Genomic DNA, 19,585 nt, shown 5'->3' on the forward strand with positions numbered 1-19,585 from the left:
TCTGGAGCGACAACATAATGAAACGCAAGTCCCTGTTCGCACTCTCCTCGGCTGTCGTGGTGGCAGCCGTCGCAGCCGCCGCCGTCCTCTGGTCGGGCGGCGACAACCTGCATTCGGGCGGCGCCGTCGCGGCGACGCCTACCGACAAAGCCGCGCTGATCAAACAAGGCGAATACCTCGCGCGCGCCGGCGACTGTATCGCGTGCCACACGGTGCGCGGCGGCAAGGAATTCGCGGGCGGCCTGCCCATGGCGACGCCGTTCGGCACCATGTTCACGCCGAACATCACGCCGGACGATCAATTCGGCATCGGCAAATGGACGTCGGACGACTTTTATCGCGCGATGCACACTGGCCGCTCGAAGGACGGCAGTCTGCTCTATCCAGGCTTCCCGTTCACGAGCTACACGAAGGTCACGCGCGCCGATTCGGACGCAATCTACGCGTATCTGCGCTCCGTCCCGCCGGTCAACGAAGCGAGCCGTCCGCATGAACTGCGCTTCCCGTTCAACAACCGCAATCTGCTGATCGGCTGGCGCACCCTGTTCTTCAGCGAAGGCGAGTACAAGCCGGACCCGACCAAATCGGTCGAATGGAACCGCGGCGCGTATCTGGTCGAAGGCCTCGGCCATTGCGCCATGTGCCATACGTCGATCAACGCCATGGGCGGTCCGGTCAGCTCGGCGGCATTTGCCGGCGGTCTGATTCCGCTGCAAAACTGGTACGCGCCGTCGTTGACGTCGAACAAGGAAGCCGGTCTCGGCGACTGGGACATCAAGGACATCAACGACTTGCTGAAGTCCGGCGTGTCGCAGCGTGGCGCGGTGTTCGGCCCGATGGCCGAAGTCGTCCACAACAGCTTGCAGTACATGACCGACGGCGACATCAATGCGATCTCGACGTATCTCAAGTCGATTCCGCAAAAGAAGGAAGCGCCGGAGTCGTTGCAGCTCGAAACCTCCGAGAAGTTCGGCGGCGAATTGCTGACCATGGGCAAGAAGGTCTACACCGAGAACTGCGCGAAGTGTCACCAGGAGAATGGTCTCGGCAAGCCGCCGGCATATCCGCCGCTCGCGAATAACCAATCCATCCAGATGCCGTCGGCGGTCAACCCGATCCGCATGACGCTCAACGGGGGTTATCCGCCGAGCACGGGTGGCAACCCGATGCCGCACGGCATGCCGCCGTTCGCGCAGTCGCTGTCGGATACGGAAGTGGCCGCGGTCGTGACGTACATCCGTATGTCGTGGGGCAATCACGGCACGCCGGTGTCGCCGCAGCAGGTGAGTAATCTGCGTTCGGCGCCGCTCGACTGACATTCGGGAAAGACAGCGTACAATACGCACTGGGGCGCAGCCTTCAACTTAGGCCGCGCCCCTTGTCTTTTGTGGCGCGTCACCGGCGCGTCTTTCGGTATGGATCGGGCATGTACGTAGGCGAGCGGTTCAACAGCATCAGCCATTTGATCGGCACGGTCTTGTCGATCGCCGGTCTGGTGGCGCTCGTCGTAATGGGTGCGTTGGACGGCGATGCCTACAAGGTCGTGAGCTTCGCCATCTATGGCGCCATGCTCTGCGCGCTCTACCTGATTTCGACGCTGTACCACTGCGTGCGCTCGCCTCGCTTGAAGTCGATTCTGCAAAAGTGCGACCATTCGGCAATTTATTTGCTGATAGCAGGCAGCTACACACCGTTTACACTAGTGACATTGCGCGGTCCCTGGGGCTGGTCGCTATTCGGCGTAAGCTGGGGCCTCGCGGTTCTCGGCATTACGCAGGAACTCACGCTCGGGCGCCGAACCCGCAGCGTTTCGATGGTGCTGTACGTGTTGATGGGCTGGCTCGCGCTCGTAGCCGTCCGTCCGCTCGTGACGGCGCTGCCGCCCGCGGGCACCGCGTGGCTGGTGGCGGGCGGCGTGATCTATAGCGCCGGTATCTACTTTTTCATCAACGACGAGCGTATCCGGCACGGCCACGGTATCTGGCATCTGTTCGTGCTGGCGGGCAGTCTCTGTCAGTTCGTGAGCGTCGCGCGCTATGTCGCGTGAAGCGGCGAACAGCGAGTGAGCCCGGGCATCGCGGCTTCATCGATGCAACTTACGGCCAGCCGGCGTGTCTTGATAACGCGTCGAATCCCCGCGGCAACGCTTCGCGCTCGTCGATAAATCGATGAACGCTCGATGGCAAGCCGCCCGATTTTTTTCCGAGCGTCGCACATGCGCGCAACCGGCAGAACCACGGTTCGCCGCAACGTCATTCGCATGCACGCCGTTCGACACAACGAATTCGAAAATCCCTTATGTCCTTTGATTCACTCGGCCTGTCCGAACCTCTGCTACGCGCTGTCAACGAACTGGGCTACACCGTTCCGACCCCGATCCAGCTCCAGGCCATCCCCGCCGTTCTGAGGGGCGGCGATCTCCTGGCGGGCGCGCAGACCGGCACGGGCAAGACCGCCGGCTTCACGCTGCCCATCCTGCAACGTCTTTCGCAACTGGCGCCCGCTGCCGCCGGAACGAAGCGTCCGATCCGCGCGCTCATCCTCACGCCGACGCGCGAACTCGCCGCGCAGGTCGAGGAAAGCGTGCGCGCCTACGGCAAATATCTGAAGCTCAAGTCGACCGTGATGTTCGGCGGCGTGGGCATCAACCCGCAGATCGACGCGTTGAAGCGCGGCGTCGATATCGTCGTGGCAACGCCGGGACGTTTGCTCGATCACATGCAGCAGAAGACCATCGACGTGTCGCAGCTCGAGATTCTCGTGCTCGACGAAGCCGATCGCATGCTCGACATGGGCTTCATTCACGACATCAAGCGCGTGCTCGCGCGCCTGCCCGCGAAGCGTCAGAACCTGCTGTTCTCGGCTACTTTCTCGGATGAAATCAAGGCGCTGGCCGACAGCCTGCTCGATTCGCCCGCGCTGATCGAAGTCGCGCGCCGCAATACGACGGCCGAGCGTATCGAACAAAAGATTTATCCGGTGGATCGCGACCGAAAGCGCGAGATGCTCACGCATCTGATCCGCACGAACAACTGGTTCCAGGTGCTCGTGTTCACGCGCACGAAGCACGGCGCGAACCGGCTTGCCGAGCAATTGGGCAAGGACGGCATCAGCGCGCTTGCGATTCACGGCAACAAGAGTCAGTCGGCGCGTACGCGTGCGCTGGCCGAGTTCAAGGATCAGACCTTGCAGGTGCTCGTCGCCACCGACATCGCGGCGCGCGGTATCGATATCGATCAGTTGCCGCACGTGGTCAACTTCGATCTGCCGAACGTGCCGGAAGATTACGTGCACCGTATCGGCCGCACGGGTCGCGCGGGCGCGGATGGCGAAGCGGTATCGCTCGTCTGTGTGGACGAGCTTCAGTTGCTTAAGGACATCGAGCGTCTGATCAAGCGCCCGATTCCGCAGGAAGTGATTCCCGGCTTCGAGCCGGACCCGGATGCGCGTCCCGAACCGATTCAGCGCCGCAGCCAAGGGCGCGGCGGTCCGCGTGAAGGCGGCGAACCGAAGCGCAGCAGCGCCCCGCGACGCGAAGGCGAAGCGAAACGCGGTGGCGGCGAAGCGCGACGCGATGGCGGCCGTGCAAGCGGCGCGGCATCTGGCGAAGCGCGCGGCAGTGGCAAGCCGGCGAACGGTAACCGCAACGGCGGATCGCAAGCAGCGAATTCACGCGATGGCCGCGATGCACGCGGTCCCAAGCCTGCCGGCGCGAAGCCCGCCGCTCCCAACGCCAATGCAGGCGCGGCAACGCGCCGTCCGGATGCGGCACGCGCGGCGAATCCGAACGCAAAGGCCGGTAATCCCGGCGCGCTGCTCGGCGGCAAGGCGTGCAGCGACAGCGGCGGCGCGCGGCGCGACGGCATGCGCTCGGGCGGCCGCGGACGTTAAGTATTCGAAGGTGTGTTTTAGGCGGCAGCGCTCGCTGCCCGCTTCAGCCAGTCAAGCTGCTCACGCCAGCGCGTGAGCACGCTCTCGGTCTCCGTCAGTTCGAACGTAATCCCGCTCTTCAAACGCGCATAGGCGACACGTTGCGCTTCGCCGCTTTCGATCGTGGCGACAAAGCATGCGAGCGGGACATCGTCGAGCGCCACGCGGCGCGTATCCAGCTGAACCTGAAAGAACGCTTCGTCGAATACGAAGGCGATGGTCGCGCGCCCGCTCGCGGCGATCGCCTGCGCGGTACGCGAGCCGGGCCACAACGCGAACACGAGCGTGCGCGCGTCGGGCGCGAGCAGCTCGCCCGCACTTAGGAGCGCGGTGCGGACGCGCCCGCCGCTGTCGACGGCACATAGCGACGCCGTGAAGCCGACGGGCGCGCCGGTCAGCGTGCCATCGAAGAGCGTCCTGAGTTCAGGCGGCCATTCATCGAAAGGCGTTTGCGACGAGAGTTCGGCCTGACGCGGCGTGGCATCGGTCATGGGGAAATGACTTGAAAGGCAGATCCACCGAATGCCCGCATGAACCTGAGCGGGCATCGTCCTGATTAGCGGAAAAACAACTGCGTGATCTTGGCAAGCGGATAGTGAACGCCCGGCTGAATACGCGCGGGCAGATCGAGCGGCTTCAGTAGCATCTTGATGCACTGATCCGCCGAAAGATTGCGCCGCACGAGCGCGTTCACCTGCGCGAACAGTTCGCGGTTATAGCTCGAGTCCTTGACGCGCTCGGGATAACGCACCGCAAACACGTGCCGTAGCGCGATTTCCGAGTCTTCGCTCTTCAGTTCCATCACGCGACGGATCAACGCGCCAAGCACGGCGAGACGCCCGTTGCCTTCGATCTTGTTCCACTTCTTGAAGAAGCGGAAAAAGTGCTTGTAGTGGCGCACTTCGTCGGTGCGGATGTTGTCGGTGATCTCCTTCAACACCGGCTCGTCCGAGCAGTCGTTAATCGCGCGATACAGCGTGGCCGTGCCCGTTTCGACAACACACCGCGCCACCATTTCGAGCGCACGCTTTTTCTCGAACGCTTCGTAGGAACACGTTAGCGAGTACTCGTCGAAGAAGCTTTTGAAAGCCCGGTCCCAGTCGAATTCCGGCCAGATGTGGTTGATGTAAGTCTTGAGCGCCCGGCCGTGCTGCATTTCTTCGGGCTCCCATTCGTCGTTCAGCCACGCCGAAATCTCGGGGTCGTCGTGAAAATACTTGCTGAGATTGCTCGTGTAGAGATCCGTGCCGCTCTCGATGAATGAGCATGCGCACAACAGCAAAAGAAGATGTTCGTTGGATGCCGCTTTCTGACGATCGATCCGGTTGAGATCGATGTCTTCGATGCGCCACGGCATCACATGGGTACTATCGGTGTGCATGTATCGCGCTCCCTGGATGGACTGAACGCGCCATCGGCCAACAAGAGCGGGCCGAGGTTCAGGCGACGCCGCGAACCATTCGGCTCGGGCGACTTCAACTTCGCGTCTTAACGGCTTGTTTTTCCATCTTAGCCGTCCTGCAATGAATTTGCAGACATGGGGACAGACTTGCGCCGCATCAGCGCAGTTCCGTCTATGTCAAATTCTTACGAGTCGATGCGCAAGAACGGCTGGCGCACGAAGGAGCACGAAATGTGCCGCCAAGGGAGGTTGCGCGATTTGGCGTCGACGACGCGCCTGCCGCCGTGATTAGCTGCCGGCGCGTGCATGCTCAGAAGCCGGCCGCAAGCCCGTCGCGTCGACTGTCGCTTGCGGCAACGTAACCACGCTCTGGATCGTGGCGATCCAGCTTCCAGATGTATTGTCCCGAGCCGAAATCCATGTATGGATCGTCGACCGACTTGATGGTGTGGCCGAGCCCTTCGAGCGCGCGGGCCGTTTCGAGGTCGAGTGTCGCTTCGATATCGATCGTGAAATCGTGATTCACCTTCCAGCGCGGCGCGTCACAGGCGGCCTGAGGCTGTTGCCCGTAGTCGAGCATGCGCACGATCGACTGCAGATGTCCTTGCGGCTGCATGTCGCCGCCCATCACACCGAAGCTCATGACGGCCTCGCGCTGGCCATCCACTTCTTGCGTGAGGAACGCAGGAATGATCGTGTGGAACGGCCGCTTGCCGCCCTCGACCACGTTCGCTGACTTCGGGTCCATCGAGAACCCGCAACCGCGGTTTTGCAGCGAGATGCCCGTATCCGGCACGACCACGCCCGAGCCAAAACCCATGTAGTTCGATTGAATGAAGCTCACCATCATGCCGCGCTCGTCGGCGACCGACATGTAGATGGTGCCGCCCGCTTTCGGCATGCCGAAGTCGAAATGCCTTGCCTTGTTCGGATCGATCAGCTTGGCGCGTTCCGTAAGGTAGGCGTCGTCGAGCATTTGCTCGGGCGTGACTTCCATCGAGCGCGGATCGGCGACATAGCGATATACATCCGCGAACGCGAGTTTCATCGCCTCGATCTGCAGATGCTGCGACTCGATGCGGTCGACGGTCAGCGCGCGGACATCGAACTTGTCGAGGATGCCAAGCGCGATGAGCGCCGCGATTCCCTGTCCGTTCGGCGGAATCTCGTGCACGGTGTAGCCGCGATAATCCTTCTGAATCGGCTCGACCCACTCGGCGCGGTAATTTCGGAGATCGTCCATGGTCATGGCGCCGCCGCCCTGCCGCGAGAACGCAGCGATGCGCTCGGCGCTTTCGCCTTCGTAAAACGCGCGCGGGCCGTGCTCCGCGAGCCGTCGCAACGTGTTCGCATGGCCGGGAAAACGCACGAGTTCGCTGACTTCGGGCGCGCGTCCACGCGGCATGAAGACATCCGCGAAGCCTGGCTGGTCTTTCAGTTCAGGCACGGCGGCCGCCCATTTATAGGCGACGATGCTGGCCACCGCGTGTCCGCGCTCCGCGATTTCGATGGCAGGTTCCATCAAATCGGCGAATGGCAGCGAACCGAACTTCGCGTGAAGCGCTTCCCATCCGGCGATGACGCCGGGCACCGTCACCGCGTCCCAGCCGCGTTTGGGCTGACGGGCAAGACCGTTCTCTTCGCCGTATTTGGTGCGGAAGTAGTCCACGTTCCAGGCCGCTGGCGCCACGCCCGAAGCGTTCAGTCCATGCAATTTGTTGCCATCCCAGACCAGCGCGAACGCGTCGCCGCCGAGCCCGCATGAAACCGGCTCGACGACCGTGATAGCGGCCGCTGCGGCGATGGCCGCATCCACGGCGTTACCGCCCTTCCAGAGCATGCGTAAACCAGCTTGAGCGGCCAGCGGATGCGACGTCGAAACGATATTGCGCGCAAAAACCGGCAAGCGCGGAGTCGGATAAGGGTTCTGCCAGTTGAAACGAGTCATGTGATTGATGTCCGGATTAACAGCGAGCCGCTCTGGTCTGACGGCTTGCCGCGTCGATCAGCCGACAGTTCAAAAGAACGAATGGTGCATTGTCTGCTTAATTCAAAGCAAATTCATTTGTCGCCGCAATTGATGAGTCAATCGCATGGCGCTGAAAAAGACCTAGTTTGAGGTGTTTGCAGTGCGGCAAAACCTTCAAGTAATTTCTTCAAGTTCGGCTGACTTGGGACCCGCTTGCGCGACGAGGAAATGTCAAAGCCAAAATTTTCACCGGGAGTTTGGCACTCTTCAGACGCTTGCCTACAATCCGAATTCCTGGCAAACGCAGCACACGACAACGCGACTGCCCGGCAGATTGAAGTCTTCCAATTAAACGCTTAGAAGCAAAGAGACCCGGCTCACAAAGCCGGTCGCCTTGCCGTTCGGTCTTAATGGAGAACACGAATGCTGAGTCCGCACGAATTCGCCACGCTGCTGCTGGTTCAGGAAGAGCCCAATCAGGTCGACATGGAACGCGATGAACTCGATGCATTGCTCGAACGTCAACTCGTTCAACTCGAGAACCTGGCTTCGGGCCGACAACAATGGCGCCTTACCGCAACTGGCGACTCCACCATCAAGGCATTCAAGCGGTTCTCCTAGCCTTCGCTTCCCAAGCGATGTCGGACGCGGACTTATCTGCGCCGCGTCCTATCCTGCCCGCAGCGTCGGATCGACTGCCGCACGCCAGCTCAAAGCCTGCGCACGCTGATCCAGAAAGAAGCTGGCCCACGCACTTTGCGCCTCCGGCCCCGAATTCGCGCGATATACGCCGTAGCGCGCGGCGATCGTCCCCTGAAACGCGCAATAGCGATCCTTCGATAACCCGCCGCGCCGTTGCGCCACGTAAGCGTCGAAGAACGCCGTGTAGACGGACGGCGCGTCCCCGCCATAGTCCACCTGCGTGGTCCCGCACATCTCCTGCAACGCGCTGAACGACGGCGCACCGCTCGATCCGTCGATATTCGGCGTCGCTACACAGCCGGCCAGAACAGCCACGCCCAGCACGCCTGACACAACCTGCATTCGCATTGCATTCACCCGTTGCCCGATTTCGAGTTGCCAGTATCGGACGAACCGCGAGTTCGCGCCACTCGGCCAAATGGAATAGGCATTCTTACGGTTTCCTTGGCGCGAACGGCTCCTTAGGGCGCTTTGTGCTAATGGCCTATGCCATCCGGCCAGGTTGTACGCATGCCGCGCGTCCGATAGATTGCGCATGCAGACCTCGCACGGCATCGCTCGATTTCACAAGCACGCCGATCCGTGCACTTTCCGGAGATGAACATGCAGGATCAGTACGTCCTCGCGCTCGACCAGGGCACGACCAGTTCGCGGGCCATGCTGTTCGACAGGAATGGCAATGTCGTTTCGGTGGCGCAGAAGGAGTTTCAGCAGATTTATCCGCAAGCGGGCTGGGTCGAGCACGATCCGCAGGAAATCTGGTCGACTCAGGCGGGCGTCGCCGCCGAAGCCGTGACGCGGGCGGGTTTGAGCGCGTCGTCGATTGCGGCGGTGGGCATCACGAATCAGCGCGAAACGACCATCGTGTGGGATCGGGAAACGGGAAAGCCGATCTATAACGCGATCGTCTGGCAGGACCGGCGCACGGCCTCGCTGTGTGACGAATTCAAGGCGCGCGGGCTCGAAACCATGGTGCGCGCGAAGACGGGGTTGCCCATCGACGCGTATTTCTCGGCGAGCAAGATCCGCTGGATTCTCGATAACGTCGAAGGCGCGCGCGACAAGGCGAAGCAGGGACGGCTCGCGTTCGGCACGGTGGATAGCTGGCTTGTGTGGAATTTCACGCGGCGCGGTTTGCATGTCACCGACATCACCAATGCGTCGCGCACCATGCTGTTCGACATCCACGCGCGCCGCTGGGACGACGAACTGCTCGATGCATTCGAGATACCGCGCAGCATGCTGCCGGAAGTACGCAGTTCATCTGAGGTATATGGCACGACGCAGGGCACCGTGTTCGCGGCCGATCTTCCACTCGCGTCCATTGCCGGCGACCAGCATGCTGCGTTGTTCGGCCAGATGTGTATCGATACCGGCATGGTGAAGAACACTTACGGCACCGGTTGCTTCCTCGTGATGAACACGGGCGAAACGCCGATCGAGTCGAGCAACAATCTCGTGACGACGATTGCCTGGCAAATCGGCGATACGGTGAACTATGCGCTCGAAGGCAGTATTTTTATTGCGGGCGCGGTCGTGCAATGGCTGCGCGACGGGTTGGGACTGATTCGCCGCGCGAGTGACGTCGAAGCCCTTGCGCGCGGCGTGCCGCATAGCGATGGCGTGTATCTCGTGCCCGCTTTCGCTGGCCTGGGCGCGCCGCACTGGAACGCGCGGGCTCGCGGCACACTGTTCGGCGTGACGCGCGGGACGACTTCCGCCCATATTGCGCGGGCGGCGCTGGATTCGATCGCTTATCAATCGGTCGATGTCTTGCGCGCGATGGAAGCGGATTCGGGCATACGCATCGCCCAATTGCGGGTGGATGGCGGTGCTTGCGCCAACGATCTGTTGATGCAGTTTCAGGCGGACATCCTGGGTGTGGATGCGGTGCGACCGCGCATCGCCGAAACGACCGCGCTTGGCGCGGCTTATCTCGCGGGGCTCGCGGTCGGATATTGGAAGGATATCGACGAGCTGAAATCGCAGTGGCAACTTGAGCGGCAGTTCACACCGACGATGCCCGCCGCCGATGTCGAGGCGTCTCTCGCGGGATGGCAGCGGGCGGTGAAGGCGGCGAAGGCGTGGGCGGATGGTTAAGCATTCGAATCCGCCGCCTTCACCCCCGACCTGACCTGCGGCGCATCGAAGCGCGCCGCGAACCACGTCACCCCAAGAGCGGCCACTGCGACCATCGCCGCCGCCCAAGGCAACACATCGAGCCCATAACCATGCGTCAACACCGCGCCGCCGAGCCAGGCGCCACCCGCATTACCGATATTGAACGCGCCGATGTTCAACGTCGAAGCAAGATTGGGCGCGTCCTTCGCCTTCTCGACCACGCGTGTCTGCAACGGCGGCACCGTCGCGAACGCCGCGATGCCCCAGACGAAGATCGTCACGATCGCGCCGACCTGACTGTGGCTCGTCTTCGCGAACACGGCCATCACGATGGCAAGCGCCAGCAAGATGCCCATCAGCGAAGGCATCAACGCGCGGTCCGCGAGCTTGCCGCCAATCGTATTGCCGACCGTAAGCCCGATGCCGAACAGCACGAGCACGAGCGTCACGCCGCGCGGCGAGAAGCCGCCGACCTGTTCGAGAATCGGCGCGATATACGTGAACACGACGAACACGCCGCCGAAGCCGAGCACGGTCATCGTCAGCGCGAGCCAGACCTGTGGGTCGCGCAACACGCGTACTTCGCGGCCGAGTCCGCTTGGTGCCGCATCGTGACGATTCGGCACGAGCGCGGTCACGCCGAGCGCGGACAGCAAGCCGAGACCGGCGACGATCCAGAACGTCGCGCGCCAGCCCAGTTCCTGACCGACGAACGTCCCGAACGGCACGCCCAGCACGTTCGCGAGCGTGAGGCCGGTGAACATGAGCGCAATGGCGCTCGCGCGCTTGTCGGCGGGCACGAGCGACGCCGCGACCACCGCGCCGATGCCGAAGAACGAACCGTGCGCGAACGAGGTCACGACGCGCGCGATCATCAGCAAACCGTAGTTCGGTGCGAGCGCGCAAAACACGTTGCCGACGATAAACACGAGCATCAGCAATTGCAGCGCGAGCTTGCGCGGCATTTTGCTCGTAAGCACGGCGAGCAGCGGCGCGCCGACTGCCACGCCGAGCGCATAGCCCGTGACGAGCAGCCCTGCCGATGGAATCGACACGGAAAGATCGCGTGCGACGTTGGGCAGCAAGCCCATGATGACGAACTCGGTCGTGCCGATGGCGAACGCGCTGATCGCCAGCGCGAGAAGAGGTAAAGGCATGGTCATGCTCCGAAATAGATCAATGGCGCGCGGTCACGAACTCGACAACCACGCCCGGCGCAAGCCGCACGAAAAGCTGACGTTCGCGCGCAAGCGGCACTTCCGCGATCCGATAGGCGTAGCCGCGACATTCGAGACGGTCGATGAGCGTGCGCCACTCGGCTTCGTCGTCGATACGCAGCGCGAGATGGTCGATGCGCGTCGCATCGGGGTGCGCGGCGACAGACGCATCGCCCTTCGCGATCAGATGCACGGCCGGCCGCGCGCCGAGATACAGCCAGTAGCCGCTCACACCGAATGGCGGTCGCGGACCCACCGACATCCCGGCGACATCGACGAAGAAACGCATCATCGAATCGCAGTCCGGCGCGACGATAGTCACGTGATCGAGTTGCATGGCGTTGAACCTGAAACGAGTTGGACGGATTGTGACCGCATGGCGCGCCGTTGATAATTGGGCTAGCCTTTGAATCATTGTCAAACCGGATTTGAAGATGACAATGGATCGGCTTGGCGACATGCGCCTTTTCACCGAAGCCGCCACGCTCGGCAGCCTGTCGGCGGCGGGACGCAAACTCGGCTTGTCGCCAGCGGCGGCGAGCGCGCGGCTCATCAAGCTGGAAAAAGCGCTGCACGCGCGGCTCTTCGAGCGCACCACGCGCCAATTGCGCCTGACGGACGAAGGGCGGCTGTACTTGCAGCATTGCCGTATCGCGCTGCAGGCTATCGACGACGCCGAAGCGGCGCTGCAAGCCGGGCAAAATCGCGTGCGCGGCAAAGTCCGCATTTCCGCGACGTCGGATTTCGGCCGGCACATGCTGCGCGGCTGGCTCGACGACTTCAGCCGCCTGCATCCGGACGTGAGCTTCGCACTCACGCTGTCGGACTCGGTGTCGAATCTGCTGCAGGAGGAAATCGATCTGGCGATTCGCTTCGGCGCGCCGCCGGACAGCGGGCTCGCGGCACGCTCGCTGGCGCCGAATCGGCGCGTGCTGTGCGCGTCGCCGAACTATCTCGCGCGCAAAGGCGTGCCGCAAACGCCCGCCCAACTCACCGGGCACCAATTCGTCGTGATTTTCACCGCTGCGGGAACCCTCAACGAACTGGCTTTCGTGCGCGGCGAGGAGCGCTATTCCTACACCTTGCCCGTTGCCGATGCCTGGGAAACCAACGACGGCGCAATCGCGCGCGCGTGGGCGCTGGCGGGACATGGCATCGCGCATCAGTCGATCTGGGACATTGCCGCCGACGTGCGCTCGGGCGCGCTGCAGTTGATTCTGCCCGACTGGTGCACGCACGAAGCGCCCGTACACGCGCTCTTCCACGCCAATCGATATATGGCGCCGCGCGTGCGCGTGCTGCTGGATTTTCTGATCGGACGCTTCGAGACGACCACGGGCGAACTGCTTGGCGATCTGGCGTATCCGCCCGAGCGCGTCGGGCTTCGTCAGGATTTGTCGCCAGAGCTATAATATCGGCCTAATTACAAGTAGAAGCCGTGCAGATTGCTGCAAAAGCGCGGCACTCACGCGCAAAACCCTCTCAATCTCTTTTAGCGCCCCCAGGTTAACCACTGCGACCGGCGACCATTCATGACCAAGAAAGTATATGTAAAGACCTTCGGCTGCCAGATGAACGAGTACGACTCCGACAAGATGGTCGACGTGCTCGGCGCGGCGGAAGGGCTCGTCAAGACCGACACGCCTGAAGATGCGGACGTCATCCTGTTCAACACGTGCTCGGTGCGTGAGAAGGCCCAGGAAAAAGTGTTTTCCGACCTCGGCCGCGTGCGCGAATTGAAGGAAGCAAACCCGAATCTGCTGATTGGCGTAGGCGGTTGTGTCGCGAGCCAGGAAGGCGCGTCCATCGTTTCGCGCGCACCTTACGTGGATCTCGTGTTCGGTCCGCAAACGCTGCATCGCCTGCCCGCCATGATCGACAAGCGCCGCTCGACCGGCCGCGCGCAGGTGGACATCTCGTTTCCGGAAATCGAAAAGTTCGATCACTTGCCGCCCGCGCGCGTCGAAGGCCCGAGCGCGTTCGTATCGATCATGGAAGGCTGCAGCAAGTATTGCAGCTATTGCGTCGTGCCCTACACGCGCGGCGAGGAAGTCTCGCGCCCGCTCGACGACGTGCTCACCGAAATCGCCGGCCTGGCCGACCAGGGCGTGCGCGAAGTCACGCTGCTCGGCCAGAACGTGAACGCGTATCGCGGCGCGCTGACGCTCGGTTCGCAGGAAATCGCCGACTTTGCCACGCTCATCGAGTATGTCGCGGAAGTGCCGGGCATCGAGCGCATTCGCTATACGACGTCGCATCCGAAGGAATTCACGCAGCGCCTCATCGATACCTACGCCAAGGTGCCGAAGCTCGTGAGCCATTTGCATTTGCCGGTGCAGCATGGTTCCGACCGCATTCTCATGGCGATGAAGCGCGGCTATACCGTGCTCGAGTACAAATCGGTGATCCGCAAGCTGCGCGCCATTCGCCCGGACCTTTCGCTGTCGACGGATTTCATCGTCGGCTTCCCCGGCGAAACCGAAGACGATTTCAACAAGATGATGGCGCTCATTCACGAGATGAGCTACGACACGAGTTTCTCGTTCATCTACAGCCCGCGTCCCGGCACGCCCGCCGCGAATCTGCACGACGACACGCCGCGCGAAGTCAAGCTCAAGCGCTTGCAACATTTGCAGGCGACTATCGAGGAAAACGTCGTCAAGATCAGCAATTCCATGCTCGGCTCGGTGCAGCGTATTCTCGTGGAAGGCCCGTCGCGCAAGGACCCGAGCGAGCTCGCCGGGCGCACGCAGAACAATCGCGTGGTCAATTTCCCGGCGCCGCTTTCGGCTCACAAGCGCCTGATCGGCCAAATGATCGACGTCGAGATCAATCACGCGTACCCGCACTCGTTGCGCGGCGCACTGGTGCTCGCGCCGGATACGGCAGCGACGCCCGAGTTGGCCAACTAAGTTAAGGACACCCCCTTCGCCTTGAAGAACGCTCCTCAGCAGCATCTGGAATTCACCGCTCCGCGCGATGACAACGCGCGGCTCGCCAACCTCTGCGGTCCGCTCGACGAGAACCTGCGGCAAATCGAGCAGGCGCTCGACGTGACGCTTTCGCGGCGCGGCCACAAGATCGCCATTCGCGGCCGTGGCGCAAAGGTCGCGCTTACTGCGCTCGAAAACTTCTACAACCGCGCGCGCGATCCGCTCTCGGTGGACGATATCCAGCTCGCGCTGGTCGAAGCGCGCCACGCAACGCGCCGCGCGAAGGCGAAGGAAGAAGAAGCGCCGATCGATCCGCGTTTTCGCGGCGATCCGGACCATCCCTTCGACGAACCCAGCGCCACCATCGACCTGGGCGACGAAGAAGACCACGGTCCCAAGCTCTACACGCGCCGCGCCGATTTGCGCGGCCGCACGCCCGCGCAACGCGATTATCTGAAGCAGATCATCGCGCACGACGTGACCTTCGGCATCGGGCCGGCGGGCACGGGGAAGACTTATCTCGCGGTCGCCTGCGCGGTGGACGCGCTCGAACGCGATCAGGTCAAGCGCATCGTGCTTACGCGACCCGCCGTGGAAGCGGGCGAGCGGCTCGGCTTCCTGCCGGGCGACCTCGCGCAAAAGGTCGATCCGTATCTGCGCCCGCTCTACGACGCGCTCTACGACCTGCTCGGCTTCGACAAGACCGCCAAGATGTTCGAGCGCCAGATGATCGAAATCGCGCCGCTCGCCTACATGCGCGGGCGCACGCTGAACCACGCGTTCATCATTCTCGACGAGGCGCAAAACACCACGCCGGAACAGATGAAGATGTTCCTCACGCGTATCGGCTTCGGCTCGAAGGCGGTCGTAACCGGCGACACCACGCAGGTCGATTTGCCGCGCGGACACAAGAGCGGCCTGATCGAAGCGCAGCATGTGCTGGCGGAAGTGCGCGGCATCGCGATCACGCACTTCACGTCGGCGGACGTGGTGCGCCATCCGCTGGTCGCGCGTATCGTCGAGGCTTACGACGCGCAATCGCAGAAAGATGCGGCAATCGCGGAAGCGCGGCAAAGGTCCGAGTGAAGTCATGCCTCGCCTCACTTTGACGCTGCAGTTTCCTGCCGCGAAAGCGTATCCGTCGCACAAGGCGCTGTTGCCGCGTGCGACGGTTGCGCGCTGGATCAAGGCTTCGCTCTTCGCGGACGCCGAATTGACCGTGCGTTTCGTCGATGAAGAAGAAGGCCGCATGCTGAACCGGACGTATCGGCAAAAGGATTACGCGACCAATGTGCTGACCTTTGCCTATGCCGAGTCGGAAGAAGATCCGGTCGCCGGCGATCTCATTCTTTGCTGCCCGGTCGTCGAGCGCGAGGCCGCCGAGCAAGGCAAGCCGCTCGCCGCGCATTATGCGCATCTCATCGTGCATGGCACGCTGCATGCGCAAGGCTATGACCACGAGGTCGAAAGCGAGGCGGAAGAGATGGAATCGATCGAGACGGATATCATGCAGTCTCTGGGTTTCACCGATCCCTACGTGCCGCTCGTCTGATCCCCGGTCTTCATCGAGATGCCTTGCCACGCGCCGTGAACGACAAGACGCCTGAACCCACGCCTTTTTACGAACCCGCCACGCCATGCCCCGACTATCCGCCGGTGCTGGGCAACTCCGCGCTGCTCACCGACGAAGAGCTCGCCGCCTCGCGCGCGGTGACTTTCGCCGATTGGGACGGCAAATCCGACATCTGGCTTTTCGGCTATGGATCGCTCATCTGGAACCCCGGCTTGCCGACGCTCGAAGCCGTGCGCGGCAAGGTGCATGGGTATCATCGCGGGCTCTACTTGTGGTCGCGCGTGAATCGCGGCACGCCGGAACAGCCGGGCCTCGTGCTCGCGCTCGATCGCGGCGGCTCGTGCACCGGCATGGCGTTTCGCCTGTCCGGAACCGAGGCGCACGAACATCTCGAAGTGCTCTGGCGACGCGAAATGGCAATGGGCTCATACCGTCCCGCGTGGCTGCCGTGCACGCTGATCGACGGCCGGCGCGTCGATGCGCTTGCCTTCGTGATGCGTCGCGACGTGGTGTCGTACACGGGCAAGCTCGCGGACCCGATCGTTCGGACCGTGCTCGGCTGCGCGAGCGGCCGTTATGGCACGACGCTCGATTACGTGAGCCGCACGGTCGTGGCGCTGCGCGAAAGCGGCATGCCGGACCGCGCGCTGGAAGCGCTGTTGCGGCGCTGCAAGGGGCAAAACGCGGAGTGAAGGCGCGCGCTCGGGCATCGTACGAAGATCGTCCGGATGGCCAATCCGCGCACGAGACACACATCTCGCATAATTCTCGGCTAGCATCTCCTTCGCAGGAGAAGCGCGCGCCGCTTCACCCCGGCCGCTATTTTCCTTGGTGTATGCTTAACTTTCCGCTAAAACGCGCCCGGGCATTCCCGGGCGCTCCGCTATGAACGAACCCTATCCCAGTCGACGACACTCCGAAAAACCGCCGGAAAAGCGCTCGTTGCTCGAACGCCTGACCGACTTCATCTCGCACGAACCCGAGTCGCGCGACGAGCTTCTCGAAGTGCTGCAGGACGCGCACGAACGCAACCTGCTCGACGCCGATTCGCTTTCGATGATCGAAGGCGTCTTTCAGGTGTCCGATCTCTGCGCGCGCGACATCATGGTGCCGCGCGCCCAGATGGACGCCATCAACATCGCCGAAACGCCCGCGGAATTCATCCCGTTCGTGCTGGAAAAAGCACACTCGCGCTATCCGGTGTTCGAGGGCAATCGCGACAACATCATCGGCGTCCTGCTCGCGAAGGATTTGCTGCGTTATTACGCGGAAGAAGAGTTCGATGTGCGCGGCATGCTGCGCCCCGCCGTATTCATTCCGGAATCGAAACGTCTGAACGTGCTGCTGCACGACTTTCGTGTGAACCGCAATCACATTGCCATCGTCGTCGATGAATACGGCGGCGTCGCGGGCCTCATCACCATCGAAGACGTGCTGGAGCAGATCGTCGGCGATATCGAGGACGAATACGATTTCGACGAGGAAGCGGGCAATATCATCGCGTCGCCGGACGGAAAGTATCGGGTGCGCGCGCTGACGGGCATCGAACAATTCAACGAGCAATTCGGCAGCGACTTTTCCGACGAGGAAGTGGACACCATCGGCGGGCTCGTCACGCATCGTTTCGGGCGCGTGCCGCATCGCGGCGAGAAGGTGCGCATCGACGACTTCGTGTTCGAGATACTGCGTGGCGATGCGCGGCAGATTCACGTGCTGCTCGTGAGGCGCGTGCCGAGCGTGGCGCAGCATCGCCGGCATGATGCCGATGACGAGGATGAGCTGCGGGATTGAGGGGTGCGCGATTGATAAAGTCTCGATCGCAAACCACAACCACGCCTCCGCTCCCGCACGGCTCCGCCGTCAACCACGTATTCCATGACCGACTCATCGTTCCGTCTTCTCTCGCGCCGACGCGCGGCATCTGAATCCGCAACCGGCAATACGCCCCGCGCCCTTCCCTTCTGGCATTACCTCGTGGCCGTCGTGCTCGGCGCGGCCAACACGCTTTCGTTCGCGCCGACGCCGCATGGCGGCTGGATCGAGCTCGTGCTCTTCACGCTGTTCTTCGCGTGGCTCTCACGCACGACCAGTTGGAAGAGCGCGGCGGCAACCGGCTGGGCGTTCGGTTTCGGCAATTTCGTCACGGGCGTGTGGTGGCTCTATGTCAGCATGCATGTGTACGGCGGCATGGCCGCGCCGCTCGCGGCGGCCGCCGTCGCGCTCTTTTGCCTGTATCTCGCGATGTATCCGGCATTATCGAGCGCGCTCTGGGCGCTCGTCGCAGGGCGCGCCCGTTTCGGCGATGAAGACGCGGCCACCGTGCAAGATATCGAAACCGCGTCGCGCTACGTGCCCACCTGGCACGGCGCGTTCGCCTTCGCGAGCGCGTGGGCTATCGGCGAGTGGTTGCGCGGGCTCGTGTTCACGGGCTTTCCCTGGCTCGCAAGCGGCTATGCGCAAGTCGATGGACCGCTCGCGGGCTTCGGTTCGGTCGTCGGTGTATATGGCGTTGCATGGGTGCTGGCGCTCGTCGCCGCGCTGATCGTTCAAACGGTCTATCAAGTCAGCCGAGCGCGCGCTGCGCGTTTTGTACCGGGCGCGATTGCGCTCGCGCTGATCGTCGCCGGCATGCTGCTCTCGCTCGTGCAATGGACGACGCCCGCCAACGCGCCGCTCACCGTGCGGCTCCTGCAAGGCAATGTCAAACAGGAGATGAAGTTCGAACAGGCGGGCGTGGATGCATCGCTCGCGCTTTATGAGCGGCTCATCACGGAGAAACCCGCCGATCTCATCGTGACACCCGAAACCGCGCTGCCGGTGCTGGCTGTTCAGGTGCCGCATGATTTCGCCGCCAAGATTCGCAGCTTCGCCGACAATACGAAGTCATCGATCCTGTTCGGTGCAATTGGCGTAACGGTTCTGCCCGATGGCCGCGTGACCGACTTCACAAACAGTCTCTTTGGCATCACGCCGGGGACGCTCGATGTCTATCGCTACGACAAGCATCATCTCGTGCCGTTCGGCGAGTTCGTGCCGCTCGGGTTTCATTGGTTCGTGCAACTGATGGGCATTCCGCTCGGCGATCTCGCGCGCGGGTCGATCGCGCAGAAGGCGTTTTTCGTGCATAACCAGCCCGTAGCCGTCGATATCTGTTACGAGGACATCTTCGGCGAAGAGATCGCGCATACGATCCGCGAGCAGGAAGCGCCTGCGGGCGTGCTGGTGAACTCGACCAATCTCGCGTGGTTCGGCAATACGATCGCGCTCGACCAGCACTTGCAGATCGCACGCATGCGTTCGATCGAAACCGGCCGGCCGATGCTGCGCGCGACCAACACGGGAATGACCGCGGTGATCGCGGCGAACGGCGATATCGTCTCGCGTCTGCCGACGTTCACGACAGGCGTGCTGGAGGCGACGGTGCAGGGAATGTCGGGGCGCACGCCTTATGTGACGAGCGGGAACGTCACCGTGATTGCCGTTTCGTTGTTGTTGCTGGCGTTGGCATTTGCGTTTGCGCCGGGGAGAAAACGCTCGTAAATGCGACTGCGGCGTGCGCTCATGCCGGTGCGCGCGCCGCATCGATCCAAGCTGCCGAGTCACGCGAAGGCTCACCGCGCATGGGATCGGTCCAACACCCTATCCGCGCTCGGCAACCCATACGCAAGCTCCCCCACCCCGCCATACGCTAGAATCGAGAGTTTCGGTATTCCGCCGAGCTTCGGGTCCGTGCCGTCA

The 19,585-nt window shown here is 62.6% G+C and carries 18 protein-coding genes; 12 read left to right on the forward strand and 6 right to left on the reverse strand.

Features of this window, described 5'->3' with window-relative positions:
• Positions 1-17 precede the first annotated feature (17 nt).
• The 3 genes from ACYQ47_RS33950 to ACYQ47_RS33960 all read left to right on the forward strand — a co-directional run bounded on the left by ACYQ47_RS33950 (position 18) and on the right by ACYQ47_RS33960 (position 3,891).
• Entirely contained in the window at positions 18-1,316 is a 1,299-nt protein-coding gene (locus ACYQ47_RS33950) for a cytochrome c (RefSeq protein WP_250463157.1), read from the forward strand.
• Positions 1,317-1,426: 110 nt separating this feature from the next.
• Positions 1,427-2,047, forward strand: coding sequence for a PAQR family membrane homeostasis protein TrhA (trhA, locus tag ACYQ47_RS33955; protein WP_250463154.1), 621 nt, complete (start codon positions 1,427-1,429; stop codon positions 2,045-2,047).
• 251 nt (positions 2,048-2,298) lie between these two features.
• On the forward strand, positions 2,299-3,891 hold the full coding sequence (locus ACYQ47_RS33960; protein ID WP_459909153.1) for a DEAD/DEAH box helicase: 1,593 nt from the start codon (positions 2,299-2,301) through the stop codon (positions 3,889-3,891).
• A gap of 17 nt (positions 3,892-3,908) precedes the next feature.
• Here ACYQ47_RS33960 and ACYQ47_RS33965 read toward each other — a convergent pair whose 3' ends face one another.
• The 3 genes from ACYQ47_RS33965 to ggt form a co-directional block, all read right to left on the reverse strand.
• Complete coding sequence (locus tag ACYQ47_RS33965) at positions 3,909-4,421, reverse strand: hypothetical protein (protein WP_250463149.1); 513 nt, start codon at positions 4,419-4,421, stop codon at positions 3,909-3,911.
• A gap of 65 nt (positions 4,422-4,486) precedes the next feature.
• The gene (locus ACYQ47_RS33970; protein WP_244827071.1) at positions 4,487-5,311 is read right to left on the reverse strand and encodes a ferritin-like domain-containing protein; all 825 of its coding nucleotides are present in this window, start codon (positions 5,309-5,311) and stop codon (positions 4,487-4,489) included.
• 331 nt (positions 5,312-5,642) lie between these two features.
• Complete coding sequence (ggt, locus tag ACYQ47_RS33975) at positions 5,643-7,280, reverse strand: gamma-glutamyltransferase (protein ID WP_459909155.1); 1,638 nt, start codon at positions 7,278-7,280, stop codon at positions 5,643-5,645.
• Between the two features lie 444 nt (positions 7,281-7,724).
• Between ggt and ACYQ47_RS33980 the strand changes: the two genes are divergently transcribed.
• Positions 7,725-7,922 carry a hypothetical protein gene (locus tag ACYQ47_RS33980; protein WP_244827069.1) on the forward strand — a complete coding sequence of 66 codons (198 nt, stop codon included), beginning with the start codon at positions 7,725-7,727 and terminating at the stop codon, positions 7,920-7,922.
• Positions 7,923-7,970: 48 nt separating this feature from the next.
• On the opposite strand, the gene ACYQ47_RS33985 is transcribed toward ACYQ47_RS33980, so the two are convergent.
• Positions 7,971-8,351, reverse strand: coding sequence for a hypothetical protein (locus ACYQ47_RS33985; protein ID WP_250463143.1), 381 nt, complete (start codon positions 8,349-8,351; stop codon positions 7,971-7,973).
• Between the two features lie 255 nt (positions 8,352-8,606).
• Here ACYQ47_RS33985 and glpK point away from each other — a divergent pair, with 255 nt between their 5' ends.
• On the forward strand, positions 8,607-10,103 hold the full coding sequence (glpK, locus tag ACYQ47_RS33990; RefSeq protein WP_459909158.1) for a glycerol kinase GlpK: 1,497 nt from the start codon (positions 8,607-8,609) through the stop codon (positions 10,101-10,103).
• Here the strand turns inward: glpK and ACYQ47_RS33995 are convergent.
• On the reverse strand, positions 10,100-11,281 hold the full coding sequence (locus ACYQ47_RS33995; protein ID WP_250525406.1) for an MFS transporter: 1,182 nt from the start codon (positions 11,279-11,281) through the stop codon (positions 10,100-10,102). The genes glpK and ACYQ47_RS33995 overlap by 4 nt on opposite strands.
• 19 nt (positions 11,282-11,300) lie before the next feature.
• Positions 11,301-11,678, reverse strand: a complete 378-nt coding sequence (locus ACYQ47_RS34000; RefSeq protein ID WP_459909161.1) for a VOC family protein — start codon at positions 11,676-11,678, stop codon at positions 11,301-11,303.
• Positions 11,679-11,781: 103 nt separating this feature from the next.
• On the opposite strand from ACYQ47_RS34000, the gene ACYQ47_RS34005 reads away from it, so the two are divergent.
• The 7 genes from ACYQ47_RS34005 (at position 11,782) to lnt (ending at position 19,387) form a co-directional block, all read left to right on the forward strand.
• A complete protein-coding gene (locus ACYQ47_RS34005; protein ID WP_459909435.1) occupies positions 11,782-12,753 on the forward strand; it encodes a LysR family transcriptional regulator in 972 nt (323 codons plus the stop codon).
• A gap of 120 nt (positions 12,754-12,873) precedes the next feature.
• Complete coding sequence (miaB, locus tag ACYQ47_RS34010; RefSeq protein ID WP_244827063.1) at positions 12,874-14,253, forward strand: tRNA (N6-isopentenyl adenosine(37)-C2)-methylthiotransferase MiaB; 1,380 nt, start codon at positions 12,874-12,876, stop codon at positions 14,251-14,253.
• 21 nt (positions 14,254-14,274) lie between these two features.
• Complete coding sequence (locus ACYQ47_RS34015; protein WP_250463127.1) at positions 14,275-15,360, forward strand: PhoH family protein; 1,086 nt, start codon at positions 14,275-14,277, stop codon at positions 15,358-15,360.
• Between the two features lie 4 nt (positions 15,361-15,364).
• Positions 15,365-15,826 (forward strand): rRNA maturation RNase YbeY, encoded by a 462-nt coding sequence (gene ybeY / locus ACYQ47_RS34020; protein WP_250463125.1) that lies wholly within the window; start codon positions 15,365-15,367, stop codon positions 15,824-15,826.
• A 35-nt stretch (positions 15,827-15,861) separates the two neighbouring features.
• Positions 15,862-16,539, forward strand: a complete 678-nt coding sequence (locus ACYQ47_RS34025; RefSeq protein WP_244827959.1) for a gamma-glutamylcyclotransferase — start codon at positions 15,862-15,864, stop codon at positions 16,537-16,539.
• A gap of 193 nt (positions 16,540-16,732) precedes the next feature.
• Positions 16,733-17,638: an HlyC/CorC family transporter gene (locus ACYQ47_RS34030; protein ID WP_244827060.1), complete on the forward strand. Its 906-nt coding sequence runs from the start codon at positions 16,733-16,735 to the stop codon at positions 17,636-17,638.
• A gap of 84 nt (positions 17,639-17,722) precedes the next feature.
• The gene (lnt, locus tag ACYQ47_RS34035) at positions 17,723-19,387 is read left to right on the forward strand and encodes an apolipoprotein N-acyltransferase (protein ID WP_459909165.1); all 1,665 of its coding nucleotides are present in this window, start codon (positions 17,723-17,725) and stop codon (positions 19,385-19,387) included.
• Positions 19,388-19,585 lie beyond the last annotated feature (198 nt).

The organism is Caballeronia sp. HLA56, from assembly GCF_054655155.1.